Annotated in this window: 27 protein-coding genes; 12 read left to right on the top strand and 15 right to left on the bottom strand. The window is 50.0% G+C overall.

All coding sequences use genetic code 11. The features are described 5' to 3' along the window. Positions 1-16: 16 nt before the first annotated feature. From O3C58_02730 to O3C58_02720, 3 genes are read left to right on the top strand one after another with little or no spacing between them, the layout of a single operon-like run. On the top strand, positions 17-316 hold the full coding sequence (locus tag O3C58_02730) for a DUF167 domain-containing protein (protein MDA0690782.1): 300 nt from the start codon (positions 17-19) through the stop codon (positions 314-316). A 24-nt stretch (positions 317-340) separates the two neighbouring features. After that, positions 341-1,381, top strand: a complete 1,041-nt coding sequence (gene mtnA / locus O3C58_02725; GenBank protein ID MDA0690781.1) for an S-methyl-5-thioribose-1-phosphate isomerase — start codon at positions 341-343, stop codon at positions 1,379-1,381. Positions 1,382-1,423: 42 nt separating this feature from the next. Next, positions 1,424-2,446 carry an NDP-sugar synthase gene (locus O3C58_02720; protein MDA0690780.1) on the top strand — a complete coding sequence of 341 codons (1,023 nt, stop codon included), beginning with the start codon at positions 1,424-1,426 and terminating at the stop codon, positions 2,444-2,446. Between the two features lie 86 nt (positions 2,447-2,532). On the opposite strand, the gene O3C58_02715 is transcribed toward O3C58_02720, so the two are convergent. Together O3C58_02715 and O3C58_02710 are read right to left on the bottom strand one after the other, a co-directional pair. Next, positions 2,533-3,207 carry a DUF3386 family protein gene (locus O3C58_02715; GenBank protein ID MDA0690779.1) on the bottom strand — a complete coding sequence of 225 codons (675 nt, stop codon included), beginning with the start codon at positions 3,205-3,207 and terminating at the stop codon, positions 2,533-2,535. A 52-nt stretch (positions 3,208-3,259) separates the two neighbouring features. Then, complete coding sequence (locus O3C58_02710; protein MDA0690778.1) at positions 3,260-4,297, bottom strand: peptidylprolyl isomerase; 1,038 nt, start codon at positions 4,295-4,297, stop codon at positions 3,260-3,262. Between the two features lie 282 nt (positions 4,298-4,579). On the opposite strand from O3C58_02710, the gene O3C58_02705 reads away from it, so the two are divergent. Together O3C58_02705 and O3C58_02700 are read left to right on the top strand one after the other, a co-directional pair. Next, positions 4,580-7,261, top strand: a complete 2,682-nt coding sequence (locus O3C58_02705) for a spermine synthase (GenBank protein ID MDA0690777.1) — start codon at positions 4,580-4,582, stop codon at positions 7,259-7,261. Further along, positions 7,249-7,497: a hypothetical protein gene (locus tag O3C58_02700; protein MDA0690776.1), complete on the top strand. Its 249-nt coding sequence runs from the start codon at positions 7,249-7,251 to the stop codon at positions 7,495-7,497. The genes O3C58_02705 and O3C58_02700 overlap by 13 nt, the downstream gene beginning before the upstream one ends. A 150-nt stretch (positions 7,498-7,647) precedes the next feature. On the opposite strand, the gene O3C58_02695 is transcribed toward O3C58_02700, so the two are convergent. From O3C58_02695 to O3C58_02675, 5 genes are all read right to left on the bottom strand, one after another. Further along, positions 7,648-7,929: a peptidylprolyl isomerase gene (locus tag O3C58_02695; GenBank protein MDA0690775.1), complete on the bottom strand. Its 282-nt coding sequence runs from the start codon at positions 7,927-7,929 to the stop codon at positions 7,648-7,650. A 422-nt stretch (positions 7,930-8,351) separates the two neighbouring features. Continuing rightward, complete coding sequence (ruvB, locus tag O3C58_02690; GenBank protein MDA0690774.1) at positions 8,352-9,377, bottom strand: Holliday junction branch migration DNA helicase RuvB; 1,026 nt, start codon at positions 9,375-9,377, stop codon at positions 8,352-8,354. 16 nt (positions 9,378-9,393) lie between these two features. Continuing rightward, positions 9,394-9,993, bottom strand: a complete 600-nt coding sequence (ruvA, locus tag O3C58_02685) for a Holliday junction branch migration protein RuvA (protein MDA0690773.1) — start codon at positions 9,991-9,993, stop codon at positions 9,394-9,396. Beyond that, positions 9,990-10,493, bottom strand: coding sequence for a crossover junction endodeoxyribonuclease RuvC (gene ruvC / locus O3C58_02680; GenBank protein MDA0690772.1), 504 nt, complete (start codon positions 10,491-10,493; stop codon positions 9,990-9,992). The genes ruvA and ruvC overlap by 4 nt, the downstream gene beginning before the upstream one ends. Positions 10,494-10,634: 141 nt before the next feature. Continuing rightward, positions 10,635-11,390 (bottom strand): YebC/PmpR family DNA-binding transcriptional regulator, encoded by a 756-nt coding sequence (locus tag O3C58_02675; protein ID MDA0690771.1) that lies wholly within the window; start codon positions 11,388-11,390, stop codon positions 10,635-10,637. A gap of 153 nt (positions 11,391-11,543) precedes the next feature. On the opposite strand from O3C58_02675, the gene O3C58_02670 reads away from it, so the two are divergent. The 3 genes from O3C58_02670 to O3C58_02660 all read left to right on the top strand — a co-directional run bounded on the left by O3C58_02670 (position 11,544) and on the right by O3C58_02660 (position 14,923). Then, entirely contained in the window at positions 11,544-12,389 is an 846-nt protein-coding gene (locus O3C58_02670; protein MDA0690770.1) for a 2Fe-2S iron-sulfur cluster-binding protein, read from the top strand. Further along, on the top strand, positions 12,386-14,077 hold the full coding sequence (locus O3C58_02665) for an FAD-binding protein (GenBank protein MDA0690769.1): 1,692 nt from the start codon (positions 12,386-12,388) through the stop codon (positions 14,075-14,077). Before O3C58_02670 ends, O3C58_02665 begins: the two co-directional genes overlap by 4 nt. Positions 14,078-14,344: 267 nt before the next feature. Beyond that, positions 14,345-14,923 carry a nuclease-related domain-containing protein gene (locus O3C58_02660; protein ID MDA0690768.1) on the top strand — a complete coding sequence of 193 codons (579 nt, stop codon included), beginning with the start codon at positions 14,345-14,347 and terminating at the stop codon, positions 14,921-14,923. 57 nt (positions 14,924-14,980) lie between these two features. Here the strand turns inward: O3C58_02660 and O3C58_02655 are convergent, their stop codons facing one another. From O3C58_02655 to O3C58_02635, 5 genes are all read right to left on the bottom strand, one after another. Continuing rightward, entirely contained in the window at positions 14,981-15,799 is an 819-nt protein-coding gene (locus O3C58_02655) for a mechanosensitive ion channel (GenBank protein ID MDA0690767.1), read from the bottom strand. Positions 15,800-16,260: 461 nt separating this feature from the next. Further along, entirely contained in the window at positions 16,261-17,031 is a 771-nt protein-coding gene (locus O3C58_02650; GenBank protein ID MDA0690766.1) for a DNA-binding domain-containing protein, read from the bottom strand. Beyond that, positions 17,015-17,869, bottom strand: coding sequence for a DUF692 domain-containing protein (locus tag O3C58_02645; GenBank protein MDA0690765.1), 855 nt, complete (start codon positions 17,867-17,869; stop codon positions 17,015-17,017). Before O3C58_02645 ends, O3C58_02650 begins: the two co-directional genes overlap by 17 nt. Next, the gene (locus O3C58_02640) at positions 17,866-18,144 is read right to left on the bottom strand and encodes a DUF2282 domain-containing protein (protein MDA0690764.1); all 279 of its coding nucleotides are present in this window, start codon (positions 18,142-18,144) and stop codon (positions 17,866-17,868) included. The genes O3C58_02645 and O3C58_02640 overlap by 4 nt, the downstream gene beginning before the upstream one ends. A gap of 108 nt (positions 18,145-18,252) precedes the next feature. Then, the gene (locus O3C58_02635; protein ID MDA0690763.1) at positions 18,253-19,128 is read right to left on the bottom strand and encodes a PHP domain-containing protein; all 876 of its coding nucleotides are present in this window, start codon (positions 19,126-19,128) and stop codon (positions 18,253-18,255) included. Between the two features lie 435 nt (positions 19,129-19,563). Between O3C58_02635 and O3C58_02630 the strand changes: the two genes are divergently transcribed. From O3C58_02630 to O3C58_02615, 4 genes are all read left to right on the top strand, one after another. After that, entirely contained in the window at positions 19,564-20,955 is a 1,392-nt protein-coding gene (locus O3C58_02630) for a multiheme c-type cytochrome (protein ID MDA0690762.1), read from the top strand. Between the two features lie 162 nt (positions 20,956-21,117). Beyond that, on the top strand, positions 21,118-21,744 hold the full coding sequence (locus tag O3C58_02625; protein MDA0690761.1) for a thioredoxin domain-containing protein: 627 nt from the start codon (positions 21,118-21,120) through the stop codon (positions 21,742-21,744). An 84-nt stretch (positions 21,745-21,828) separates the two neighbouring features. Beyond that, the gene (locus O3C58_02620; protein MDA0690760.1) at positions 21,829-23,397 is read left to right on the top strand and encodes a S41 family peptidase; all 1,569 of its coding nucleotides are present in this window, start codon (positions 21,829-21,831) and stop codon (positions 23,395-23,397) included. Between the two features lie 44 nt (positions 23,398-23,441). After that, positions 23,442-23,684 carry a hypothetical protein gene (locus O3C58_02615; GenBank protein MDA0690759.1) on the top strand — a complete coding sequence of 81 codons (243 nt, stop codon included), beginning with the start codon at positions 23,442-23,444 and terminating at the stop codon, positions 23,682-23,684. Positions 23,685-23,811: 127 nt separating this feature from the next. Here O3C58_02615 and O3C58_02610 read toward each other — a convergent pair whose 3' ends face one another. The 3 genes from O3C58_02610 to O3C58_02600 form a co-directional block, all read right to left on the bottom strand. After that, positions 23,812-24,366 (bottom strand): hypothetical protein, encoded by a 555-nt coding sequence (locus tag O3C58_02610; protein ID MDA0690758.1) that lies wholly within the window; start codon positions 24,364-24,366, stop codon positions 23,812-23,814. Positions 24,367-24,386: 20 nt separating this feature from the next. Further along, positions 24,387-24,968 carry a hypothetical protein gene (locus O3C58_02605; protein MDA0690757.1) on the bottom strand — a complete coding sequence of 194 codons (582 nt, stop codon included), beginning with the start codon at positions 24,966-24,968 and terminating at the stop codon, positions 24,387-24,389. Positions 24,969-25,066: 98 nt separating this feature from the next. Then, positions 25,067-26,404 (bottom strand): NCS2 family permease, encoded by a 1,338-nt coding sequence (locus O3C58_02600; protein MDA0690756.1) that lies wholly within the window; start codon positions 26,402-26,404, stop codon positions 25,067-25,069. Positions 26,405-26,568: the final 164 nt, after the last annotated feature.

Genomic DNA, 26,568 nt, shown 5'->3' with positions numbered 1-26,568 from the left:
GGACTCCTTGACCGGCATGGCTTTGAAAATTACCAGGCATAACGAGGGAATTCAATTTTCCGCCGCTATTCAGCCCAGAGCCTCCAAAAATGAAATATCCGGCGTGATGAATGGAGCCTTGAAAATCCGCCTGACCTCGCCGCCGGTGGAAGGTGCTGCCAACCGCACCTGCATCAAGTTCCTCGCTAAATCGTTGGGTATCAGCCCATCCCGCGTGGATATCGTCGGCGGGCTGACCAGCAAAAATAAAATCATCCGCATCGGGGGTATGAACGAAGCTGAGTTTTTGAAAATACTCCTCCCCAACGAATCCTAAAACATTGAAAGTGAAAAATTTTCCATGATCAAAACAGTCGAACTCATCGATGGCGCCGCACGCATGATCGATCAAACCCGGTTGCCCACGGAAAAAGTTTTTGTCGATTGCAGAACGATTGAAGAAGTCGGCCATGCCATTAAAACCATGATCATAAGGGGTGCCCCCGCCATCGGCGTGGCCGCCGCAATGGGCGTGAGCCTGGGCGCGGATGCCATCGAAGCTGAGGATTTCGATAACTTCTATTCGCAACTGGAAGCTAAATGCGATGTGCTGGCTCAATCCCGCCCGACTGCCGTCAACCTGGCCTGGGGCATTGAACGGATGAAACGGGTAGCGCGGGATTGCAAAGACCAAAGTCTTGCCGATGTGAAAAAACGTTTACGGGCCGAAGCGCAGACAATCTGCGATGAAGATATCGCCGCCAATCAGGCGATGGGCGATTTCGGCCAAACACTGATTGCCGATGGCAACAATATTCTAACTCATTGCAACGCAGGGGCCCTGGCGACTGCGGGGTTCGGGACGGCTCTCGGGGTCATCCGCGCCGCTGTGAACGCAGGCAAGAAAATAAACGTCCTGGCCAATGAAACCCGCCCCTTCCTGCAAGGTGCCCGGCTCACGGTCTGGGAATTGATGGAAGATAATATCCCTGTCAAATTGATCACCGACAGCATGGCGGGATATTTCATGCAGCAAAGCCAAGTGGACGTGGTCGTGGTGGGAGCCGACCGCATTGCGGCCAATGGAGATGTGGCCAATAAAATCGGCACGTATATGGTGGCCAATCTGGCGAAAAATCATAATATACCTTTTTACGTGGCGGCGCCGATATCCACGCTCGATCTGTCTCTGGCCACAGGCGAGGAAATTCCCATCGAACAGCGCTCCGCCGATGAAGTGACCGTCATCAACAACAAACGCATGGCTCCTGAAGGCGCTGTGGTGGCTCATCCGGCTTTCGACGTGACCCCAAACCATCTGGTCACGGCCATCATCACCGATAAAGGCATCGCCCTGCCGCCCTTCACTGAATCGTTGAAAAAACTGGCGGGCAAAGATTAGCTACTACAAGAAATATTTAAACCGAATGTCATCCTCTTATTAATGAATATTTTAAACTCCCAAAAACCTCTCAAGGCCATGATACTGGCCGCAGGGTTTGGTACCCGGCTATTGCCCTTGACGAAAACCGTTCCCAAGCCCATGGTTCCCGTATTGAACCGGCCCCTGCTTGAACACACCATCGAGTTGTTGCGTTCCTTTAACATTACAGACATCGCGGTCAACGTGCATCACCTGCCGGACCAAGTGATAGAACCCTTTGGGGACGGGTCACAACTGGGCGTCAACCTGCATTTTTTTAGGGAAGAAAAAATCCTGGGAACGGCAGGAGGGATTAAAGCGGCTCAGGGATTTCTTGAAAGTGGGCCTTTTTTGGTCATCAACAGCGATATCATCGTCAATATCGATCTGAACCGGGTCTTCGAATTTCATCGTAGACAGCAGTCCTGCTTGACACTGGTGGTGCGGGAGGACGCTTCCCCTGAAAAATATGACCCTATCGAGATTCAGGATGACGGGCGCATCGTCCATTTTGTCGGAGCGTCTTCGATGGAGCTTCCTGATAATACCCGGCGGGTCATGTTCACCGGCATCCAGATCATGGAACCGGAAATTTTTCCCCGCATACCAACCGGGCAATTCTGCGGAACCACCGAACACATCTTTCCTGAAATGATCCAGGAAGGACTTCCCGTCTTTGGCTATCTGCATGACGATTACTGGATCGACATGGGAAACCGCGAGCAATATCTTAAAGTCCACAAAGACGCGCTGGATGGAAAAATCCTTTTTAAAAATGAGCACCTAAAAACACCCGAAGGATCATCCATTATCCCCCCGGTAATTATTGGGGATGATTGTCTCATCGAGCCGGATGCCAGAATCGGGCCTTACGCAGTTCTTGGAAATGGATGCAGGGTGAAAGCCAATGCTGTGATTGAAAATTCTGTTTTATGGGATGGGGTAACGGTGGGCTCAGGCTGCGTGGTGAAACAATCGATCCTTGGCAAGGGAGTGACCGTTTCCGACAAGGCAGAAATCATTAATCAGTCCTTAAACGCCTGACAGATTCTTTCAGCAACCATTCTCCAATAAAAAAAACCCGCACAGGGTCATGATAACCTTGCGCGGGTTTTTGCTTTTCAGTTCTGCTACAGCGTTTTATGGTTGCTCAAGGTCATGCTGTTGACTTCGATGGCCCCGCTTTCGCTGTTGATGATTCTGCGGTACTGAGGCAAGTCGGCATCGCCCACACGGACATAATCATCGGTGTAGCTTTCCACATCCTTGATGCCTTTTTCTTGATTAAAATAATACACCGTGTATTTATGCGTGAGATATTTATCATCCGGGTTTTTCACGCTTTCTTCTATATTGATGGTAAAAGCCATGCGCGGCGTGGTGCGGTTGATCTGCTGAATCCGCCCATCCTTAATACGGTAAAATGATTTCATTCCATCTCCGCCCATGCTGACAATACGGCCCAGGGGATGAGTTCCCTCATCGCCAAAAGACAACTGGTATTTACCATCGGACTCTTCAAACGTTCTGGGCCCGCGATGGCTGACAATGGAGGTCATGTTTTCAACAAGAAACCCCTTGGCTTTTTCATCCTGAATCGTGGTTTCGATTTCCTTGACATTTTTTGCGGTGACGGTTCCTTTTTCTTCCTTGCCGTTGATGTTCACCGTGACATCCGCCGTGAAGCCGGGAAACCCAGCCGGCCAGCGGGCGGTGTTTCCGAAAACTTCCTTCAGCGCCGCGCGAGCATCGGCATTGTCATCCTGAGTTGTTTCTACATCTTTTTCTTTGGTATAGGTTGCCATTAATTCTTCTCTCCTGATGAGTTATTTTTTTGGAATTGAAATTCTTATGGCTTCATAAGAGGATTTCAATTTTAGCTTTTTTCCTCAACCCCTGTAAATAGCGCCCTACCTTTTCCTGTGCTTTTTCCATGAACAAATGTTTCTGAATGGCCACTTCCATTTCAGCATAAGGCGCCTGTTCCGCAGGTTTGATTTCGACGAGTTTGATCAAGTGATAACCATAAGACGTTTTCACAACATCGCTGGTATCCCCTGCCTTCATCTTTGAAATGGCGGCATCAAATTCCGGGTCGAACACTCCCTTATAGATAAAATCGAGGTCGCCGCCATTTGGGGCGCTACCGGCATCGTGCGAGTATTTTTTCGCCAGCTCCGAAAAATCGCCGCCCGCTTTCAATTCCTTAAGGATGTCATTGATCTTCTTTTCCGCTACCTTATCCAATTCTTCCTGGCGTGCATGCAATTCTTTTTCGGTGGATTTCTTAACCAGTTCCGGCGGATAAACAGCAATGAAAATATGACTGGCGCGAAAGGCGTCGGGCCGGAAAAACTTTTCCTTATTACCCTCATAATATTTTTTAACGTCCTCGTCCGTAATTTTAACTTTCCCACGGACCTGATCGTCGATCAATTTTTTCGCCGTGAGGTCCACTTTAATGGATTCCTTCAATTCGTCCTCGGTCAATCCCCTGGCCTTGAGAGCCTTATCGAACTCTTCTTTATCCTTATAAGGTTCCCTAATGCCCATTAATTCTTTATCCACCAATTCCGGGTCCACTTTTACCTGTTGGGATTTTCCTTCCTGGTTAACCAGCTCGCGGACGATTTCCTTGTCGATGATGGCCATGATGATCGTACGTTGTTCGTCCGGGGAGAAATTTTTCTGGTTTTCCCGCATGGCGCGATTCAATTGAAAAGCAATGATTTTAGATTCGATTTCCACTCCATTGACAGTTGCGACTACCTTTGGAAGAGAAACTTCGCCATCTGCTTTTTTAGAATCCGCTTCTGCGAAAACAATCACCGGCGTCAAACCAAGAACGAACAGGGTAAGAGCCACTACCAGCCCTCTTTGCATTGTTACGGGCATCCACAACCTCCAACATAATATGGTAAATGAAACAATCCGGCCTTAAGCCAAGTAAAACGTATGATTATAAGGAAAGATTACCATTGTTGGCGAAACCTTGCAATGCCAAGAGAAACAGGATGCGTTAATATTTGAACCCGTTCTCAATCTGGTAATTCAGACCAGCGAAGCTTTCATCGGCAAACCCTTTAAAACTGAATACACCTTTTAACAGTTCAACAATAAAGACCATTTTTTCATTAGCTTTGGCCAATCTCTCCTCGTTGACGCAGACGAGGGAATATGGGACAATCCCTGCAAATCCAGCGTAATGTTTCCTACATGAATTTCACTCGTAATCCCATTTTCATAAAAATTCCGTACCTTTGCCTGTTCATCTCCGGGATGGCGAGCCTGATCTACGAACTGGTCTGGATACGACAGTTGACCTTGATCTTTGGCGGCACGTTGTTTGCTATCAGCGCCGTATTGTGTGCCTTCATGCTGGGCCTTGCCCTGGGAGCCTGGGGAATCGTTCGTTTTCTCAATTGGCAAAAACAGCGTGGAAAAAACATCAACCCGATACTTCTGTACGGAATTCTGGAAGGCTTGATCGGGCTCTACGGCCTGGGCTTTCCTCTCGGACTGGGACTTCTGGAAAAAATATATCCCCTGGCTCTGGCAGGTGCTGTTGAGTCCGGTACGTTTCTGCACCTCATCGAATTTTTCCTCAGCACCCTGCTCATGTTGCCGCCCACTCTGCTGATGGGCGCAACGCTCCCTCTCATCGGCAGTTGGTCGATTGGCGATAAAGCACATAGGATTTTTTCACGCATGTCCCTGCTCTACAGCCTGAACACCTTCGGCGCGGTCGTCGGCTGTCTGTACACGCAACTGTTCGCCATCGAGCATTTTGGAATCCGGGCCACGAACTGGTCGGCAGTCGCCATGAATGCCCTGGTATTTTTCCTCTGCTATGCCTACCGGGGAGAAACGATAGAAAGCAAAAAATCATCTCAACCCGTTAAAAAGGTGGATCAACGGAAAGTTCAAGATGACGAACCGGCTCCGACGCGAGCCCTCAGCCTACTGCTTCTCGGAATCTTCATCTATTCGGGAATGGTCTCTCTCTCCAGCGAAATTCTGTGGACGCGGGTATTGGTCTTCCCCATGGGAAGCACGCTTTATTCCTTCGCCTTGATCCTGGCGACGTTTCTTTTCAGCATCGCTCTCGGCAGTTTGATCGCTGAAAAACTACTGGGCAACTCCCGTTGGGTTTTAAAATTCCTGCTGATCGAGATGGCCATCGGCATTCTGGCGATTGGCATTCTTCCTTTGCTTGAGCAGATTCCCGAATGGACGGCACAAGCCGACACTTTATTTTACGACCTGGAAAACACAGCGGGACGAACGCTGTTTGTCCGTTCACTGTTTGCCTTCGCGCTGATGCTGCCGCCCACTCTCGGGTTCGGCATGCTGTTTCCGCTCGCCAACCGCATTCATTTATCACTGTTCGGCACGGTCACAGGCACCTTGGGCAACAGCTATGCTTTCAACACCATGGGCGCGGTTCTGGGAACGGTTTTGACCCCTTTCGTGTTCATTCCCCTGTTCGGCATCCGATACTCATTGTTCCTTATTTTTGCCCTGCTCATCCTTTTGTCTGCGGTGGCGCTGGCGCTCCACAGGGGCGGACGCCCGGCACAATACGCCGTCGCGCTGTCCGTGTCCGTGCTCCTGGTTACCGGCGGTTACTCCTGGTCGCAACCGACCGTATCGACTGGGCGTTTGGGCGAACACAATCTGGCGCGGACGGAGATTAACGTTCCCAAGGATCAGATGCGTCTTCTGGATTACAAGGAAGGCGATTTCACCACACTCAGTGTCGTTGAGGATGTGAAGTCGGGCGCGCGCACGCTTTATGTGAACGGCTTCAGTACGGCAACGGTGTCCGAATCCATCGGCGGCAGCGCATATATGCAGGCGATGGGATTCGTGCCGATGGCGTTGCACCCTAATCCTAAACGCGCGCTGGTGGTTTGTTTCGGGACCGGCAACACGTTGGGCACAGTGTCTTTATTCCCCGGCGTGAAAGTCGATGGCGTCGAGATCGACCGCAACGTTCTGTCGTTCGCTAAATGGTTTTCCCGCTGGAACCACAACGTGCTGGAGAAACCAAATACCCGCATCATTGTGCAGGACGGACGCACTTTTACCCGTTGGACGGAATCTAAATACGACGTGATCACTCTGGAACCGATGTCGCCCGTTCAGGCGGGTGTGGTTAATCTGTATTCAAAAGAATTTTACGAGCAGGCGCTGGACCGGTTGAACCCGGATGGGCTCATGATGCAATGGCTCCCTCTGCATCTGGTCGGGCCGGAAGACGCGCAGGCGATCATCAAAACTTTTCAAGAAGTGTATCCTCATACATCGGTGTGGAACAGTTTTTTAACGCGCATCGTTCTGCTGGTGGGGTCCCGGCAACCCATTCGGTTGGACAAACACCGTTTTGATGACCTGATGCAAGTGCCCGCATTGAAAGAATCCGCCGCTCAAATGGGCGTCCGTTCCTTGATCGACCTGACGGATTTTTTCATCACCGATGGCGAGCGGCTGAAACCTTTGCTTGAAGGATCGCCTGTGATAACCGACAACCACCCTCTTCTGGAATTTTCTCCAGTCACTTTGCTTCCGCCGCTCAAGTGGGAGACCGATGAAAGTTTTCTCAACCTCCTGCGCTACCGGGCCGACCAACCCCCGCCTGTCACCGGCTTGTCCTCGATAGAGAAGGAGGCATTACAGAGAGATTTTGCAACCCGGACGGCGCAACGGTTCTCGGTGTTTTCCCGCCGCTACCACGGCCCCGGCGAAGAAGCGTTCGCCACGAGAAATTATCCGGCAGGCATGGAGGCCCTACGTATTTATCTGGATGGAAAAAAAGATGCGCCCATCAGTTTGAAAGACGCAACATGGAAGGATTAAAAGAAGAACTTGACAGGATTGACAGGATAAAATCTGGGAAAATTAGGAAACCGCAAAGGAAAGAAAATTTGAATCCCTCCTCACCTCAATCCTCTCCTCTCAGAGGAGAGGAAATACTTATGAAAACCTTTCCACAGCAACACCCTAAGGGTGACGCCGTAAAGAACACAGAAAAACCAAGAGATAAATTTAATCCCTCTCCCCTGGCAGGGGAGAGGCTAGGTGAGGGGTCGTGAATAGCCTGTTAAAACATGGTAGAAAAAAATATCCGTTTCTACCGCAAAGGCGCAACACCCGCAGGGTAACGGCACAAAGAAACCCAGGGCAAAATAAAACCCTCTCCCCTTAGAAGGGAGAGGGTTTATAAGAGTCTCACGTCAGCAGAATCAGTCGTTGCGCTCTGTGATTTCAATCAGGTGGTAGCCGAACTGGGTTTTCACCGGACCATGCACTTTGCCCACTTCGTCTTTGAAAACCACTGCGTCAAATTCAGGAACCATCTGACCGGGGCGGAACTCGCCCAACCCGCCGCCGTCATTACCGGACGGACATTTAGAATGCTGCTTGGCGGCATCGGCGAAATCCAAACCGCCTTCAATTTCCTGTTTCAATTTATTGCATTCATCTTCGGATTTAACAAGGATGTGACGGGCACTGGCGGAAGCCATGATTGTTTCCTTTCAATTACGAAACGTTGAGCAAGCGCAACATTTGATAGAATTGCCCAACGTCACTGATTAACAAACTAGTTTGAATTATTCCATAATTTTACCCATCATAATAGGGAGTGTCAACCCTGTGTTGTGGGAGATTCTTTTTCTCTGCGCCCTTTGCGCCGTCATCCCTTAGGTGTTGCGGTGAAAAAGGATTTTATCCTGTTCATCCTGTCAATTTTTTTTACCCCACCACACTTCGACAGGCTCAGTGTGACAAAGAAAATCCCCCCGGCCCCCTTCATAGAAGGGGGAGTTTTTAATTTGTGTGCATAATGTTCATCTGTGGATTCATTTTACCCCTCCCGACCTCCCCTTCATACGGGGAGGAGTTATAAAATTCCCCTCCTAACGAAGGAGGGGTCAAGGGAGGTTATTTAAAACAACTTCTCTTGCGAGCCTTGTTGCGGTGGCAGGATGCCAAAATGTTCGTAGGCCATTTGGGTGGCGACGCGTCCTCTTGGGGTGCGGTGGATGAAGCCGGATTGCATGAGATAGGGTTCCAGCACGTCTTCTATGGTGTCTTTTTCTTCGCTGATGGAGGCCGCCAGGCTTTCGATGCCCACGGGACCGCCGTTGAATTTCTCGATCAGGGTGAGAAGCAGTTTGTGGTCCATTTTGTCTAACCCCTTGGCATCAACTTCCAGCATTGCCAGTGATTTTTGCGCCACGTCGCGGACGATCACGCCATCGGCCCTGACCTGAGCGTAGTCCCGTACCCGGCGTAGCAGGCGGTTGGCGATGCGCGGTGTGCCGCGTGACCGGCGGGCGATTTCCCTGGCTCCATCCGGTTGAATGGGGATGTCTAGGATGGCGGCAGAGCGTGTGACGATGATTTCCAGCTCCTGCTCAGTGTAATAGTCCAGCCGATGCACGACACCAAAGCGGTCGCGCAGTGGGGATGTCAAGAGGCCCGCCCGTGTGGTGGCGCCAACCAGGGTGAATGGCGGCAAGTCCAGCTTGATGGACCGCGCACTCGGCCCCTGCCCTATCATGATATCCAGCTTGAAATCTTCCATCGCCGAGTACAACACCTCTTCGATGACGTTGGACAGGCGATGAATTTCGTCGATGAATAAAATGTCACCTTCCTTGAGGTTGGTGAGCAGAGCGGCGAGGTCGCCGGATTTTTCGATCACCGGACCCGACGTGCTTTTTAGATTCGCCCCCATCTCGACGGCGATGATGTTGGCGATCGTCGTTTTGCCAAGCCCCGGTGGCCCGTAAAACAGGGCGTGGTCGAGCGCATCGCCGCGCATGCGGGCGGCGGAGATGAAAATTTTCAGGTTCTCCTTGACCTTCTCCTGCCCGACGTAGTCGTCGAAACTGGACGGACGCAGTTTGTTGTCGTATTGAGTTTCTTCTATTTCGATGCTGGAATCGAGGACGCGGTCTTCGTTCATAACTTCTTCTCGGTTTTCAGGACAGGACGTTTAGGCTTTCTTTGATCAAATTTTCCAACTCGCAGGATTTCCCGTTCTTTTCCCAAATGGATTTAACGGTTTTTTCGGCTTGCGGTTTCTTGTATCCCAGGTTGACGAGGGCCGACACCGCATCGTCCACAACCCCTCCTGTGGGTATAGCTTGCTCCCCATCGGGAAAAAATTCAATCGTAATATCTTTCAACTTGTCTTTCAATTCCAGGGTCAGCCGTTCGGCGGTCTTCTTCCCCACTCCAGGGATGGTGGATATTCTGGCGACATCGTTTTCCAGGATGGCGGTCATAAAATCCACAGGCTGCATTCCCGAAAGTATGGACAGGGCCAGCTTGGGCCCGACTTTACTGATGGAGATCAGTTTTTCAAAAATCAACTGCTCTTCACTGGTGAGAAAGCCAAACAGTTTGAAGGCATCCTCACGCACATGGGTGTGGATTTTCAGAAAAACCGCTCCCCCTGATTCGGGCAGGGCGTAAAACGTGGAAAGCGACACGAACACCTGATAGCCGACGCCGTTCACATCCACCACCACGTAAACCGGAGATTTGTAGCTGAGCGTTCCTTTCAGGTGTGCAATCATCGGGAGCGGTGCATTTGCAGGCGATTTTGGCTTTGCCCGGTGTGCAAATGGCAGATGGCCACGGCCAGAGCGTCCGAGGCATCGAAAGGCTCGGGTTTCTCTTTGAGTCCGAGCAGGGCCGTCACCATGTCCTGCACCTGGATTTTGTCGGCGCGACCGTAACCGACCACGGACTGCTTGACCTCCAGTGGGCTGTATTCGGCAATGGCGATATTCTGGTTGGCGGCGGCAAGCAGGGTGACGCCGCGCGTCTGCCCCAGTTTGAGAGCCGACTTTACGTTGTTGGCGAAGAATAAATCCTCAACCGCCACCACGTCCGGCGAAAACTCCAGGATCACAGTGACCAGTTCATTGTAAATCAATTTCAGCCGTTCCGGGAACGCCTGTTTGGCTTTAGTGCGCACGGCCCCCCAGTGAACGACACGCGGTTGCCCCTTGATCTCTTCGACCAGGCCGTAGCCGGTGCAGTTGCTTCCGGGGTCGATTCCCATGACGCGCATACTATTTAACCTGAGTGTGATGTATCGAAGTGAATGTAAAAAAAGTGCGGGATGATTCCGCCGGTGAAGAAGGTGGATGCAATTTTTAAATCGAATTTCAGAGTGGAAAAGTTCCTGGCCTACCCTCTCGTCCTTGAGCCGTTACAGATCGTTTTCGATGGCCGCCATGACCTCATCCGAGATATCGAAATTGGAGTAAACCTTTTGCACGTCGTCGTTGTCTTCCAGGGCATCGATCAAACGCAACACCTGCTTGCAGTTTTTTTCGTCCACAGAAATGGTGTTTTGCGGAATGCGAGTCAACTCGCAAACTTCCATTGCGACGCCTTTATCCTCGAGAGCTTTGCGAACCTCTTCCAAACTCTCCACCGAGGTGATGATTTCATAATGCGCATCGGTGGTTTTCATATCCTCCGCGCCGGCGTCAAGAGCCAGTTCAAATAATTCATCCTCATTTTTTTCACTTTTAGCAACGGAGATAAATCCCTTGCGCTCGAACATCCAGGCGACGCATCCATTTTCGCCCATATTGCCGCCACGCTTGCCAAGTATAGCCCGGAGTTCACTGACGGTGCGGTTTTTATTGTCGGTCATCACTTCCATAAAAATCGCCGTCCCGCCAGGGGCGTAACCTTCATAGGTCAATTCCTCATAGTGGACGCCTTCCAGCTCGCCGGTGCCTTTTTTGATGGCGCGGGTGATGTTGTCTGCCGGCATGTTGGCGCCTTTGGCTGTCAGGATCGCAGTGCGAAGACGCGGGTTGCCTTCAGGGTCGCCGCCGCCCATGCGTGCCGCAACGGTGATTTCCTTGATGATCTTGGTGAATATCTTGCCGCGCTTGGCGTCAGTCGCGCCTTTTTTGTGCTTGATACTGGCCCACTTGGAATGTCCGGACATAGCTCTTAAAACCCTTGAAGTTAATGATTCTGGGGATAATTTAGCATAGAATCATTTTATGGACAAGCGCAGGACCGGCCCTGATGACATACCATGAAAAAATGGCTATGATAAAGTGACTTTCCTTCAAACGGCCTCCTTAAGGAGTAAAAATTGGAACCAGAACCCGTAGAAATATCCGTTTCAGGAAAAACAATCAAAGCCCGTGCCGGGGAAACCATCGTGCATGCGCTTTGGGCGGCCAAAATGGGAGATGCCGTCAAGACCGGCTGTGTCGGTGGCGTCTGCGGCGCTTGCACCGTCACCATACGATTTCAAGACGGGCGACCCGGTGGAACCGACCTCGCCTGTCTTCGGCCTGTGGAAGAAGGCATGGAGATATTCCCCTGCCCGGTGGAATCCATTGCCCCCATCGCCCCGTCTCTGGACCCCACAGTGGAGAATTTACAGGCGGCGTTTCCAACTCTCAACCGTTGCACCAAATGCGGAAGCTGTACCTCCGCCTGCCCGATGAGCATCCCGGTGATGGACTCGGTACTGAGAATGCAGGACGGCAAATTTGACGACGTATCAGAGGATTTCACCACCTGCATCCATTGCGGGTTGTGCCGTTTCGTCTGTGAAGACAAGGTCCAGCCGCACAATATGGGCCTGTGGGTACGACGATCGCTGGGAATGAGCCGCGACAACCCGTCTTTGGATCAAAATTTTCTTTCACAAAAAATGTCTCTTCATAACATAGAAGAAGATCAAAATTCCCCCTCACCTGAATCCTCTCCCCCATTGGGGGAGAGGAAAAACCCCTTTCTCCCTTGTCATCCTGAGCCTGTCGAAGGAGGGGAGAAGGCTGGAATGAGGGGCTCTCCCGCATCTGCAATTGTCTCCTCTCCAAACGATGACAAAGCCGAACGGGAGTGGAGTTACCTTTTCACGGGAGATCATCAGGAACGGCTGGAGCGGGCAAAACATTTCAGAGAACACGGGAGTATCGCGCAATGATGGAGTGGGCCAAAGATTCTCTGGAAAAAATTACGGCGACCCGGCAAGAACGTTCCCAACAACCTGCCCCAAAACTCTCGGAACAGGAAGCGGAAGCTCTGCTCAATGAATTTCATCCTGATTATCTTGGCATGGAACGAACGGTGGGTGTGGGTCCCAACGCGGGAACACAGAAATTTCCCCTGGAACTGGCGGAGCTTCTGGAGTCGGACAGCCCCCTGCCCGCGAATTTTGAACCCGTCATCGACATCACCACCGATGTATTGATTCTGGGTGGCGGCGGAGCCGGTGTCTCGGCGGCGCTTACCTTGGCGGAATCCGGTCTTTCCGTTCATCTGGCCACCAAATTGCGTCTGGGCGACGCCAACACAGTCATGGCCGAAGGCGGCATTCAGGCGGCTATAGGACCAAAGGATTCCCCGCGTCGGCATTTTGCGGATTCCTATGTGGGCGGACACGGCAACAACGACCCGGAATTGCTGCGCTTTCTTTGCGGAGAGGGGCCGGCAAGTATCCGCTGGCTGAGTCGCCTCGGGTGCCTGTTCGATCAAAATGAAAACGGAACCTTTCGGTTCCGGTCTGGAGGCGGCACCTCCATCCCCCGAGTGCTGGCCTGCCGGGACTACACCGGGCTTGAAATCATGCGCGTCTTAAAAGACGCGGTGCGGCTAACCCCGACCCAATTTCTCGAAGACCATGCGGCGGTGGAACTTTTAGACGACGGCAAGGGCCAGGTCACAGGCGCGGTGCTCTGGGACCGGGCTTCAGGAAAACTGGTAACGGTCTCCGCCCGCGCGGTCATTTTGGCCACTGGCGGCAGTGGCCAGTTGCGCCTGCAAGGATTCCCCACCAGCAACCACCTCGGAGCCACCGGCGACGGGTTAATCTTAGCCTACCGCCAGGGCTGTCAATTGATCCACACCGACAGTTTCCAGTACCATCCTTCCGGTTCCTGTTACCCGGAAGCCTTGGCCGGGCAGTTGGTCACTGAATCCATCCGCTCCATCGGCGCTCAACTGCTCAACGTTCATGGGCAAAGGTTCATCGACGAGATGACCTACCGGGATGTCGTGGCGGGAGCCATCATCCGGGAAGTGGCGGAAAACAGGGGCGTGCAAACCCCGACCAAACGGGCCGGGGTCTGGCTGGACACACCGCTCATCGAGTTGAATAAAGGGCAAGGAACCTTGCGCCGTCAATTTCCGGGCCTCATCCACCGTTTTGAGCGTTATGGCATCGACCCGGCCATCGACCCGATTTTAGTCTACCCCACCCTGCATTATCAGAACGGCGGCATCAAAATAGACCCCTGCTGCCAAACGGAGGCAAAAGGGTTGTGGGCCGCAGGCGAAGTGACGGGAGGTCTGCACGGAAGCAATCGCCTGATGGGAAATTCACTGCTGGACATCACTGTATTTGGCCGCCGCGCCGCGCAATCCGTATTACAGGAGATTCCTGAACGGCGGGCTGTAACTCTTTCAGCGCTGAACAAGTATCGGCAAGAACTGAAAAAAATTCCCCACGCCCCCGAAACAACCGCACCGCAATTTTTCCCGCTGGCATCCAATATGAAGTTTCAACTGACGGAAGAAACCTCGAAAGAAAAAAAAGAGTCGTATCTAGCGGATGCCACATCGGAGAAAAAAAAATTCGAACCGCCCGATCCTTTTGCCGGGAAATGGGGATAAAATTTTCTTAAGGGTATCTCTAAAAATTGACTAAATGCTCCTAATCGTCAACTTAAGGAGATGGCTTTGTTTTAGTGGAACAGGCTTTCCAGCCTGTTCGCACGGGCTAGAAAGCCCGTGCCACCAATATAAGAAATCCTTGTACAGTGTTCGATTTCCTGTAATAAACTAATTTTTAGAGATGCCCTTAAGGAACTCTCTCAAGGAAAATTCTAACTATCCAAATTTACTGCGCCCCGTCCGTTCTCTTAAAGGACAGCTTGAATCATGGACCTCACTATTCTTAATTTGTACTGGATAAAAATCGGCGCTTCTCTCCTGATATTCATTGGCTTGATGGGTCTGTTTTTCCGGCAAAGCCGGAAGCAGGCTGAGGGGAACGGTGGAGCTTCCATACGATCCAAAGTCGAAAAGCTGGGAGAGGACTACACTCTATTGAGCGGCGTTGTGGTTCCGGCGCTTAGAGGAATGAGTCGCATCGATCACGTCATCGTTTCCTGTTACGGAATTTTTGTCCTGACCGTCCAGAATGAACCGGGCCGGGTCCGGGGCAGAGTCAACGACGAAATGTGGGAAATTAAGTCCGGGAGACAACAGGGCGCACTATACAACCCTCTCTGGGAAAACAGAAAATGGGTGAACGCTCTGGAAAAACATCTCGGAAAAAACCCCTTCATCCCCGTGGTGGTGTTCACGCAGGCGAAGCTGAAAAGTAATTTCGGCGCAAACGTGATTCCTCTTTCGCGTTTACCGGGCTTTATCAAAAAATACGACAAAGCCCGTCTTTTCTCAGACAAGGTGGAAGTCATCCTGGAAAAATTAAAAACCAGTGAGTCTGACAATTGAAATGGCCATCCTTTAACTTACGGCCTACCTCGCACAAGTGAATGGCAAATCATTTCATCATTTGGCCATATGGACATCCATCTGCGGATAAGGAATGGAAATCCCATTCTCGTCAAAGGCCAGCTTGATCCTTTCGTTCAAATCAAACTTGACGGGCCAGTAGTCACCGCTATTGACCCAGGGACGCACGTTGAAGTTGACGCTGTTGTCTCCCAGTTCACCCACGGCTATCAGAGGTTCGGGATCTTTCAAAATCCTCTCATCGGATTCCAGGATAGCCTTGATAACTTCCTTTGCCTTGCGGATGTCATCGCCATAGCCAATACCAAATACCATATCGATGCGTCGCGTCGCCCGCGCCGAGAAGTTAGTGATCGTTCCGCCGTAAATAGCTCCGTTGGGAACGATCACTTCCCGGTTATCTGGAGTCTTCAATACGGTATTAAATATTTTTATGGTCTCAACCGTTCCCGACGTTCCGCCCGCATCCACATAATCACCAGCCTTAAACGGACGAAAAATAATCAGCATGACGCCGGCGGCAAAATTCTGCAAAGAACCTTGCAGAGCCAGACCGACCGCCAAACCTGCCGCCCCCATTAAGGCAATCAATGAAGTGGTGTCAACTCCCAGTCTATCCAGAGCCGCAACGATTATGAATAGAGTTAAAACGGCACTGACAATCGAACTGATGAAATTGATTAAAATTTCTTCCATTTTAGCTTTGGCCAGCAGTTTTTCCACCAAGGACACGATGATACCGGCTACCATTCGTCCGATAATAAATACCGCCAGTGCCAAAGAAATGTTTATGCCCCAGGGAACGATGTAGGTGTTTGTGAGTTTTTCCAAATCGAATGATTCAAGTAGATTCATTTTCTCCCTCAAGTTAAAAATGACTAATTATGTTGGGCGAACGCCCATTTTGGAATTTAAAGCCAACTCTCTAGCTCATCATCGTAAGACATTAGCAGATTACTCATTTCTCCTTTCAAAAAAACAGTTTTTTCTTGCCACGATTATTAAGGGCATCAGGCTGGGAAAAGTAAAAGTTAAAAGAGAATTTTCGTATATTTGCGGGATAAAAAAAAGGCCACCCGAATGGGCGGCCCTGGGGATTGCTATTTAACGGGAGAAACCATGCAACAATAAAATAATGTTACTGAAACAGCAAAATCGGTCCTGCTCACACTCTTTCACCTGCCTTGATAAAACAACAACCCCCGCTCCTGAAGCCAGATCAGGAGCTTTTATTATGGTATTGGATGCAATTGAGGGGATAAAGTTTTTAATTTTGCAGGCCCCCCGTCCCTGGGAAAAACCTTCCTTCCCGCCAACTACAGGGAAAAATCCACGAGAATGGCATCGGCCGCAAACTGTCTCAATGCCGCCGCAACATCAAATTTCGGGTCCGCTGAAAGCGCGGCATCGCTCGCGGATGACAAATCTCTCCCGACCCGCAGGGAGGTCAAAAAAGCCCATTCCGCCGCTGTCACCGGCTGAAGAACCGCTTGATACGCTTCTCTCCTCACCAGAATGGCCACCCCACCCTGATCCAGGTCGATGACAGGATCACCGGAATAATCCTCCTGGTTGGTTTGCCAAATTAAATGGACGGGGTAATCTGAGAAAATCAAGCGGGTGGCGGGATGCAGATGAAATTTCAAATGTCCGATCTGGTCTTCGGGAACCTCGGCCAGACGATTAAGTTTCAGGGGTGGATGATCCGCAGAAAAAAACACCTCATTGCAGGCCCACTCCAGTCGAGCCACATCGGGCAGATAGGTCAATTTCGCGGCCTCAGGCAGATTCGGCAAAAATTCGGCCATTTCCCGGCCAAAATTATGCAGGTTTCCGCTTTTGGATGGAGTTTGACGAATAAATTCTGCCGCCAGGTACTCAAAAAAATCGGCGCCGACAAGTTTGACAATCACCGGATAAGCCATTTTAAGGGCATCGGTCAGGCATCCGAAAACATTATTGCGGTAGATATCCACCCGGCGCTCGGGGCTCAACTCCCCCGGCACAAGGTTCAGCAAAAATTTCGCCCCATCGCCGCTGAATATGGCTTCAGCAAACCCCAATTGCAGTTCACTGAGAGCAGGCATGATTCTCCCTCAGGATGGCATCGGCCTTACCCGCTTCGGCAAACAATACGGACAGCTCCGGGACATCCGTATCCCACTCGATCAGGGTGGGAACATTGCCAAACCATTTCAGCGTTTGCCGATACAGATCCCACACCTCTTCCCAGACCGGTTGGCCGTGGGTGTCGATCAAACAATCGCCATTAGAGTCAAACCCGGCCAGGTGAATTTCCCGGACTGCGTCTATCGGAATAGACAGGAAATAACTTGCCGAGTCAAATTTTTGGTTCATCGCATTCACATAAATGTTATTCACATCCAGCAAAATTCCGCAACCTGTACGGCGGGAGACTTCGGCGATGAAATCCCACTCGGCAATGGTGGAATGCTTGTATTGCAGGTAGTTGCAAACATTTTCGATCAAAAGGGCGCGGCCTAGAAATTCCTGCGCCTGATCAACGCGCGTACAGAAATGATCCAGGGCCTCCTCCGTATAAGGCAACGGCAACAGGTCGTTTAAAAAGCGACCGTTCACCGACCCCCAGCATAAATGCTCGGAAACCAGATCCGGTTCAAATCGTTCGATGAGAGATTTGAGATGGCCCAGATGAACCCGATTCAGTGGGTCTGTAGACCCAAGAAACAGACCCACACCGTGCAGGCTCAGGGGATAGTGAGGGCGAATTTTTTCCAGGTAGAAAAGCGGTTGACCGCCGTCGCTGAAAAAATTTTCGCTGTGAACCTCCAGCCATCCTATCGGGGGCAGGGTTTCAAGAATTTCCCGGTAATGCCGGGCCCGCAACCCGATTCCGGCTTTCGCCGGAATCGGGCCTGGGAATTTTGTGTCGAAATCGTTCATCCCGCCTTGGTGGAACCGCCCACGATTTTGGCGAAGGTCCCGTGAGGAACCACGAGGAAGGAATCCTTCTCGCCATCGGCTTTGGCTTTTCCCTTGCATCCATGTATTCCGCTTTTGCAATCATTCATTCCTGCCTTGGCAATACCATAGCAATGCTCGCCTTCCATCTTCATTTTTTCATGCTTGTCACCAGCCATGGAAGGGGTTCCAGCGACCAGGAATCCAAGAGCGACCACCCCTGCAACTGCCGAGCGCAGAGCAATATTTTTTTTCATGAGACCTCCATCAATTTACAGATTTATAAAAAAACCGTGAACTATCGAACTGGAGTCAAGTCGGGAGGGTTTCGCCATCCTTACAGTTTTGTTTGCGATTATTTATGCTCAGCCCCAGACTTCCTGGAAGCGGTCAAAAAATTCGTCATTGAGGGGAGTTGTGCCGAGGAGGGAGGGTTTTTGGTAGGTGCTAAAACCATGAAAATCACGGCTACCAGTCACGATCAAACCAAACTGGTTGGCAAGATCCGTGTAAAACTCGACCTGGTGGGTTTTTTCATGGTAGGGGTAAAGGCATTCCAATCCCAGCAGGCCAAACGATTTCAATTCTTCCACTTGACCGGGGACATCCTCATAATCCCTTCCCTTGCCTGGATTGTACAGGGAATAGGTCCTCTCCCCTGGGTGCGCCACAACGGGAATACCCTCACTTTTTCGGATCAAAGCGATGGCGGTTTTAGCATCGAGGTTCTGGCGTTCCACGTTATATTCAACCAGATATTTCTCAAACGCCTGCCCGGTCGAGGAAACGATCCCCAGACGCACCATTTCCCTTGCCAGATGCGGTCTTGCCAGCACACCCTCCGCCGCTTTTCTGACATTCTCAAACAGGATTTTTCCCTTGAACCGCTCCGGCACCACTTCGTTGATGCGATCCACCATTTCCAGCATCCGTCGTTCACGTTTTTCCGACATCGCGGCAACTATTTTCAACAGCTCTGCATCAATGGATTCCAGAGATTTAAAATAGGCCAGGAGATGAATGTTGAAGTCACGGTACCGGGTGGTGATCTCTATCCCCGGAAAAGCGGAAATACCGGTGCCCTCCGCCGCCTGGATAAATTCCTCAATCCCCGAAAAAGTGTCGTGGTCGGTCAGGGAAAGAATGGAAACGCCATTTGTCCGGGCGATGCGGACCAGTTCGGTGGGAGTAAACTCCCCGTCCGAAAATGTCGAATGCATGTGGATTTCAGATTTTCTCATGAGTCCTTAGATTTTATCAGGGATGATTGAAGTATCCAAAGCTTTTCGGGATTTTCATTATTGGCTCGGGTCCCCCCCTGTCATTATTGAGTGTTTTTAATTGCAAAATCTCTTAAATATGATTTTTTGAACATCCTCATAGAGGCATTAGGTCAATAAAAATCCAAAGAAATGGCGGGTTAAGATACATTGCTTTGCCTGATGATTTTAGATAATCTTGTAAATGATAAGCTCATGGAAAAAATAAATGATCCCCGCCCCAAGGGGCGGGGTATTTAAAGGTAGTTTTTTTATAACCTCCCCTAACCCCTCCTTGCAAAGGAGGGGAATGTGAAAGGAAACCCCGTAGCAGAGCTACGAGGAATTCTTTTGATTAAAGGATCATTTGTGAATATTTTTAAGACTCTCCTCCCTTTGAACCCTCTGACAAGAAAAATGAACGTCCTGCTTTTTTGGGCCGTTGTGACCGTTTCTGGATCGGGCATGGCCGCTTCAAAGGCAACTGATCCTGAAAATGAGCCCCGACAGATCCTCATCGTTTATTCAGGCAATACCCTCGGTGAATTGAAACCCTGCGGTTGTTCCAAGGAGGAAGATCAGGGGGGCATCGAGCGCCGGATGGGTTATATGGAAGCGGTCCGAACCCGCGCAAAAAACACACTGATCGTTGATACCGGTGACAACTTCAAGGAACCCACCCGCCAGGGAAAAATTAAAGCCAAGTACCTGATGCAAGCCATGAGTGAGATGAAATATGACGCAGTGACTTTTGGCGATCACGATTTCGTTTACGGGAATGCTTTTATCAGCGAGCAGGAAGGAATTCCCTGGGTTTTGAGTAATATGGAGTCCTCCCTGCCCATCGCCAAGGTACGGGTCAAAGCTTTCGGTGAAAATTTAAACGCGGCAGTGATCGCTGTCGCCGACCCGGATCTGCTTTACGGAAGCCATCATTCAGAGATGCAGGTGACAAATCCCAAAGAAGCGGTGGAATCACAAATCCGTGCGCTTGCAAAAACAAAAACCCCTGATCTTATCGTGCTTCTCACCCATATGGACCGGGACAAGGCCCTGCGCTATCTGGATATTGAAGGTGTCGATGTGGTGATCAACGGCCATATAGAAAAAGATACAGATGCCATTGACATGAACCCAGTGCTTAAAAACGGTAAAATTTTTGTCCAGCCGGGTCCCAGAGGACAAAAAATGGGCGAACTGCTGGTCACCTTTGAGGTTCAGCGAAAAGGTTCGCATGACAACCAGAAAACGTTGTCTGGCGTGAGTAAACCCGCCCTCCGCGAAGGAGTGGACTCGCAGGGACAAAAATCGTTTGCACAAAAAATGATCCCCCTGGGTTCCAGGGTTGCCATCAGCCCGAAAATGACCGCATTATACGAAGTCTACAACCAAGAGGTCGAGGAACTGTTCTTCACCTCCTTATCCCAACGCAAGAATAATAAGAAAAAATTGTTTGCGACGGAAACGGTATGCAAAACCTGTCATCCCAAAGCCCATAAAACCTGGCAACATTCCCGCCACGGAAAGGCTTATAATACGCTGAGAAAGGTCAACAAGGCTTTTGACCCTGAATGCCTCGCGTGTCACGTCACCGGGTGGAATCAAGCGGGAGGGTTTATCAGTGAAATCGACACGCCCGAGCTTGAAAACGTTCAATGCGAGGTTTGTCATGGGCCGGCGTTGAACCACTCCGAAGCCCCGGCGGCGGGATTCGGCCAGAATGCTCGGCAAGCCTGCAAAAACTGCCACGTCAAAAACCATAGTCCCCGGTTCAACTTCGATACATACTGGGAAAAAATTAAACATTAACAGCACGGGGGCCTTATCAATTGTTTTTTTGGATTTAGCGTATCAACAGCTTAAAGTAAGCGCCTGGCCCTTTGTCCCAATTGAGCTTATCCTGGCGCCCTTAATGTAAAATTTTAAGTTATAATTCTATATATTAATTTTGAAGATCTTGAGGAGATACTCATGAAACACATTTTCGCCATTCTGCTTGCACTCGCTTTCCTGATCCCAGCGCCTTCGTTTGCGGACAATAAAATCCGTGGCAACTATGAAGTGATCGGCGACCTGGAAAAATTGAAAGGCGCTACAAGCATTGAGCTAAAAGAATTTTTTAACTATTCCTGCGGCCATTGCTATAAGTTTCTGGAAACCTCCAAAGGACTCAAGGAAAAATATAAGGATAAATTGCATCACATCAAATTCCCCATCTACTGGGGCAGTCAAACCCCTTACCCATCGATGGCCTTCTATATCGCTGACGGACTGGGCATGGAGGAAAAGTTCACTCAGGACCTTTTCGATACCAATTTCAAGCTGAATATCAATGTTTTTCAGTCAAAAGTGATAAAGTTTCTGGCCAAGGACCACGGCATCGAAAAGGAAATGGAAGCCGGCATGCTGTCTCCAAAAATCAAGGCTAAAGCCCAGGAATGCCTGGAATTAGCCAAAAAGTACAACGCCAATGAAACCCCTACTCTCATTATCAACGATGTTCTAAAAGTGACTCCCAGTATCTCGAAAGGGGATGTGGATGTAATGACTAAAAATTTAGACCTTATTTTTCAAGACGTTTTGGGTTATAATAAATAATCTTTCAAAAATAGCCGGTTGGCTGGTGGTTTCATTCACTCACGCAGGGTCCTCTCCTGAGGCCTGAATTGGGAATCCATTTTTATGTCCAAAGCAATCAATAAGAGGTTTTTAGGTGGGTTGGCTGTCGTTCTTTTGACCGTCCTGTTCGTTTTCCCGTCGGGGCTCCCCAGGGTGGGGAAACTCATGGTACCGGACGCGCATGCGGGCTTTTTCAACGACGATCTCGAGTTATTTGATGAAGTCATTGATTTGATAGCCGACAAATATGTCTACCCGCCCAATTTCAAAAAATTATTCTCCGTAGCCATTGATGAAATGCTGGCCACTGCAGATCAGGGAAGCCTCGTTTTGCAAAAAACCTCCGATGGCCAAAAAATCCAGGGTCGTAAATTGCAAGTCCAATACGATCTGAATTATGACCCGTCACACGACATGGCCTCTTTTAGAAAGGTCTATTACTTCCTCCAGGATGAGGTGCAAGGAAAATTTTCCAAACAGGCATTGGAAACTGCCGCAGTCGTCGGAATTATGAATTCCCTCGATCCCTACTCACAGTATCTGGACGAAAGCGCTTTTGACAAATCCATGCGCGATACGGAAGGTAAATATGGTGGGCTGGGAATGATCGTCACTCAAAAGGACGAGCAACTCCGGGTCATCAAAACCATGAAAAATGGACCGGCGCATCGGGCGGGAATTCTTCCCCAGGATACTTTCATAAAGGTCAATGGTCAGGATGTGAACGGGATACAAATCCATGAGCTGGCTGAAATGCTGCGGGGATATCCCAATACCAAGGTGACCCTCTCTTTGACTCGCCCCAGCGAAAATAAAGAAAAAACTTATACCCTGACCCGGGAAATCATTTCCATTGAAACCGTAAATTACGAAACCCTTGATGAAGGGATCGGTTACATTAAAATATCAAGTTTTTCCAAACAAACGGATGACCAATTAAAAGAGGCCCTGGCCCAGGCAAAAAGTGACGGCGTGAAAGCTTTCATCCTGGATTTGCGAGACAATCCCGGCGGTCTGCTGAATCAGTCTGTCAAGGTAGCCAGCCATTTCCTTTATCGCGGTCGCATGATCGTCTATACTCAGGGACGACGAAAGGGCGACTACAAAGAATACCGGGCGGAATACAAAGACAGTCTGTTGCATATGCCGGTCGTTATCCTCGTCAACCGACACAGCGCCAGCGCTTCGGAGATCGTTGCCGGAGCCTTGCGAGATTCCGGAAAGGCGTTGATCATCGGGGAAAATTCTTACGGCAAGGGGTCGGTGCAAACTATTTTCCGGATCAGCGATGGGTCCGGCCTCAGGCTCACCACTTCAAAATACTTCACGCCTTCGGGAATCGATATTACCGAACATGGCATCGTCCCCGAAATCAAGATCGTCAAGGAAATTGACCCCAGGGAAGCAGTGGGACCGGAAAACTTGATCCCCGACAAGCAAGGCATTCAAACCCCTTCCATCCAGCTCAAGGAATCGGATTTGAAAAAATATTTCAAGGAAAATGGAGTGAAAAATGCTGATAATGACGTCAACCTGCAATTCGCTCATAGAGTTCTTAAAAACTTGACGATTGCTAACAAAAAGCAAACACTTGACAAAGCCAGGCAAATTGCGGCAAATATTCATTATTAAATAAATACGGTTACAGTTTTTGTCGCTATTTTGGAGTTCAATCTATGAATATAATTAACATTGATTATGATAAAGGAACCGTCGAGAGCGATTTCTATGTATGGAACATCGTTTCCAACAACCAGAATAAGTTCCTATTGGTGCAACGTGAGGATAATGGCAGGTTTCGCGCCGCCGAGGCGGACGTCAAAAAGAAACACCTTTGGGAAGTCAAAGAGATTTCTTATCACGGACCCAATGGAGAAAAGTTTTTCTACGATGAAGAATCCGGGGTCATGGGTTTTTAGGGATGGCTCGAAAATCCGCTCCACGGAGAGAAAAATTCCGCGCAGAAGAAGGTTCGGCCTGCCATAAACCCATCGCACGTAGATATTGGGTCCAGCCCTCGGCTGGTTGGGTCCAGCGGCACGCTGGTCAGTATAGTTGAAGAGATTTCAGATGAGCCAGAGTTTTCTTCAACTCTTCTTTAGTTTGATCCGATAAAAAATTACCCCTCAGATCCAGATTTTGCAATTTCGGAAACGCTTTCGACTCCGCGAAAGCGACTGCCCCCGCATCCCTTATTTCGTTCCATCCCAGTTGCATTTCCGTAAGGTTGGGGAAATTACTATTTTTCGAAAGAGTGACGGCTCCGGGGTCGCTCAGGAAGTTGTGCCTTAAGATCAGAACCTTCAGGTTGGGCAGAAGAGGAAATTGGGAGAGAATTTTTGCGCCTTCTTCAGTGAGGTCGTTGTACCTCAATTCGATCTTTGTTACTTTTTTTAACCACTCCTGCTGACCCAACTTTTTGAGCCCCACATCCCCGATTTTTTTGCCTTTTAAATCGAGGTATTTCCCTCCTCTTTTCAGGCCTTCCTTAAAAACCTTTTCGAGATCGAGAGGTTCTTTTTGATCCAGATGCTGGGCGTTGGCCGGGGACAAAGCCAAGGACAGAACAAAATACAGAAATAGAAGGAATATAAAATTCAATCTCTCCCCAATTCTGAGTCTCAATTTTCAGAGTCGTCCTTTCCGGCTTTATTGCTCTGCGCTTCCAGTTCATCCCATCCAGAAGGCTCGTCATCTTCAAAATCTTCCGGGTACATAAAGTCTTCGACATCATCAATGTACAGGTGACACAAGCGGGTCCGGGATTTATGTTGTTGCAACGCCTCCAAACCTATTCGGCGAATCCGGTTCGAGGTCAGAAAAAGATGCCTCAGCTTAGATAAGGTCTTGGACTCCGCAAGGGCAATGGCTCCTTCGTCTTCCACCAGATTTCCATAAAGGCTCAGCTTCTTTAATTTAGCCATATATTCGGAAGAAGCAATCACCTTGACTCCTTCATCCCCGATCACGTTGCCATAAAAATCAAGATCGGTAAGGTTCTTGAGATTCTCTGACTCAGCAATCGCGATCGCTCCCTCGTCACTGATATTGTTGTTCGGCAGACTGAGCCGGGTGAGCCGTCTGAGAATTTTAGACTTGGACAGGGTAACGGCTCCCTTGTCCCCGATATTCTGATTGCTCAGATCGAGATGCTTTCGGTCTGGAGTCAAAAATTGTTTGATCAAATAATCTACACTGGCCACTAGAACCCCTTTAAAAAAAATCCCAAAAAGAATGGTCGCTCTCTATCACTCAAAAGTATATCACACGAGCGGTTCATCAAAAAACCTTCCCGTATCCTTTATAAGCCCCAATAGCGCCCGATAAAAAGCACGGCTATCATATACATGCCCCAGTGGACCTCTTTAGCTTTGCCACTCAAGACTTTTATTATTGGATAAGCGATAAACCCCAGCGCCATGCCATCGGCAATGCTGTAGGTCAGAGGCATTCCCACAAGGATAAGAAAAGCGGGCAGGCACTCATCCCATTGCCGCCAATTGATTTGGGTCAGATTCCCGGCCATCAGGCATCCGACAATAATCAAAACAGGTGCGGTGATAGGATAGAGGGTGGTCTTTTCATCCACAACCACCCCGCCTCCGATCATTTGCGCGATGGGAGAAAACAAAAGCGCCAGCAGAAAAAGCATCGCCGTGACCACGCTGGTAAGCCCTGTCCGCCCCCCTTCCGCCACCCCTGCGGCGCTTTCAATATAACAGGTCACCGTGGAGGTTCCGAGCAAGGAGCCGGCTGTGGTGGCCACCGCATCGGGCAACAACGCCCGGGTGGCCCTGGGCAATTTTCCCTCTCTTAAAAACCCACCTTGCTGTCCCACACCCACCAGGGTTCCCGCAGTATCGAACAGATCGACGAACACAAAAACCGCTGCGACGGTCAATATTCCCAAGTCCAGCGCCCCCGGAATATCCAGCTTCATCCAGACAGGGGCCAAGCTGGGCGGGGTGGAAAAAACGCCCTGAAACTCGGCCATGCCGAAGGGAATCGCAAGAACACTGAGAGTCAGCATCCCGATCAGTATGGCGCCATTGACTTTTTTTTGCAGGAGGGCGCCGATGAGGATCAAACCCAGAATCGAAAATAATGCTGGCAGGCTCTTAAGGTCTCCCAACTGCACCAGAGTAGCCGGATTGGCGGTCACAAGGCCTCCCTGGACAAAGCCGATAAAGGTGATGAAAAGACCGATCCCCGCGGCAATCCCGCTTTTGAGATTGCCGGGGATGATATTGATGAGAGATTCGCGAACCCTGGTGACGGTGAGCAGGACAAGAACCACGCCGGAAATGAAAATAGCCCCTAACGCCACCTGCCAGGAAATGCCAAGACCCACCACCACTGTAAAGGTGAAATAAAAATTGAGCCCCATCCCCGGCGCCAGAGCGATGGGGTAATTGGCCCATAGCCCCATGATCAAACAGCCAATGGCGGATGAAATGCAGGTAGCTGTCATGACGGCCCCAAAATCCATGCCCGCTTGCGACAACACCGCCGGTTGCACAAAAATGATGTAGGAGGCGGTGAAAAAAGTGACAACCCCTGCCCTGAGTTCCGTCACGATGTCTGTTTGATTTTCACTCAGCTGGAAATAGCGATCGAGGAGGGCAATGAGACGGGCCATGTGCTTATCTTTCAGCAAGTGATTTAAGTGGATCTCTACTAATCCGGTATTTTTATGTCAAGCAACTCGCGGACCCTTATTTCATAAGGCCCGCTCATGGCCCGGAATCATTTGTAGAGATGCCCTTAATTTTTAGCTTATCGCCAGCCAAAAGCGGTTCGTGA

The organism is Nitrospinota bacterium (assembly GCA_027619975.1).
GTDB lineage: Bacteria > Nitrospinota > Nitrospinia > Nitrospinales > VA-1 > JADFGI01.
Note: the sequence above shows the minus strand (reverse complement) of the source record. Positions and strands in the feature narration are given on the sequence as shown.

What these genes read in the sequence shown, in the direction of transcription:
- O3C58_02615 (MDA0690759.1), top strand. Translation starts at nt 23,442, where the DNA reads ATGAATATAATTAACATTGATTATGATAAAGGAACCGTCGAGAGCGAT.
- ruvA (MDA0690773.1), bottom strand. Translation starts at nt 9,993, where the DNA reads ATGATTGCACACCTGAAAGGAACGCTCAGCTACAAATCTCCGGTTTAC.
- O3C58_02630 (MDA0690762.1), top strand. Translation starts at nt 19,564, where the DNA reads ATGAACGTCCTGCTTTTTTGGGCCGTTGTGACCGTTTCTGGATCGGGC.
- O3C58_02700 (MDA0690776.1), top strand. Translation starts at nt 7,249, where the DNA reads ATGGAAGGATTAAAAGAAGAACTTGACAGGATTGACAGGATAAAATCT.
- O3C58_02655 (MDA0690767.1), bottom strand. Translation starts at nt 15,799, where the DNA reads ATGAATCTACTTGAATCATTCGATTTGGAAAAACTCACAAACACCTAC.
- O3C58_02640 (MDA0690764.1), bottom strand. Translation starts at nt 18,144, where the DNA reads ATGAAAAAAAATATTGCTCTGCGCTCGGCAGTTGCAGGGGTGGTCGCT.
- O3C58_02720 (MDA0690780.1), top strand. Translation starts at nt 1,424, where the DNA reads ATGAATATTTTAAACTCCCAAAAACCTCTCAAGGCCATGATACTGGCC.
- O3C58_02730 (MDA0690782.1), top strand. Translation starts at nt 17, where the DNA reads ATGGCTTTGAAAATTACCAGGCATAACGAGGGAATTCAATTTTCCGCC.
- O3C58_02645 (MDA0690765.1), bottom strand. Translation starts at nt 17,869, where the DNA reads ATGAACGATTTCGACACAAAATTCCCAGGCCCGATTCCGGCGAAAGCC.
- O3C58_02650 (MDA0690766.1), bottom strand. Translation starts at nt 17,031, where the DNA reads ATGCCTGCTCTCAGTGAACTGCAATTGGGGTTTGCTGAAGCCATATTC.
- O3C58_02660 (MDA0690768.1), top strand. Translation starts at nt 14,345, where the DNA reads ATGGACCTCACTATTCTTAATTTGTACTGGATAAAAATCGGCGCTTCT.
- O3C58_02710 (MDA0690778.1), bottom strand. Translation starts at nt 4,297, where the DNA reads ATGCCCGTAACAATGCAAAGAGGGCTGGTAGTGGCTCTTACCCTGTTC.
- O3C58_02695 (MDA0690775.1), bottom strand. Translation starts at nt 7,929, where the DNA reads ATGGCTTCCGCCAGTGCCCGTCACATCCTTGTTAAATCCGAAGATGAA.
- O3C58_02715 (MDA0690779.1), bottom strand. Translation starts at nt 3,207, where the DNA reads ATGGCAACCTATACCAAAGAAAAAGATGTAGAAACAACTCAGGATGAC.
- O3C58_02625 (MDA0690761.1), top strand. Translation starts at nt 21,118, where the DNA reads ATGAAACACATTTTCGCCATTCTGCTTGCACTCGCTTTCCTGATCCCA.
- O3C58_02620 (MDA0690760.1), top strand. Translation starts at nt 21,829, where the DNA reads ATGTCCAAAGCAATCAATAAGAGGTTTTTAGGTGGGTTGGCTGTCGTT.
- O3C58_02705 (MDA0690777.1), top strand. Translation starts at nt 4,580, where the DNA reads ATGGGACAATCCCTGCAAATCCAGCGTAATGTTTCCTACATGAATTTC.
- mtnA (MDA0690781.1), top strand. Translation starts at nt 341, where the DNA reads ATGATCAAAACAGTCGAACTCATCGATGGCGCCGCACGCATGATCGAT.
- O3C58_02665 (MDA0690769.1), top strand. Translation starts at nt 12,386, where the DNA reads ATGATGGAGTGGGCCAAAGATTCTCTGGAAAAAATTACGGCGACCCGG.
- ruvB (MDA0690774.1), bottom strand. Translation starts at nt 9,377, where the DNA reads ATGAACGAAGACCGCGTCCTCGATTCCAGCATCGAAATAGAAGAAACT.
- ruvC (MDA0690772.1), bottom strand. Translation starts at nt 10,493, where the DNA reads ATGCGCGTCATGGGAATCGACCCCGGAAGCAACTGCACCGGCTACGGC.
- O3C58_02675 (MDA0690771.1), bottom strand. Translation starts at nt 11,390, where the DNA reads ATGTCCGGACATTCCAAGTGGGCCAGTATCAAGCACAAAAAAGGCGCG.
- O3C58_02635 (MDA0690763.1), bottom strand. Translation starts at nt 19,128, where the DNA reads ATGAGAAAATCTGAAATCCACATGCATTCGACATTTTCGGACGGGGAG.
- O3C58_02600 (MDA0690756.1), bottom strand. Translation starts at nt 26,404, where the DNA reads ATGGCCCGTCTCATTGCCCTCCTCGATCGCTATTTCCAGCTGAGTGAA.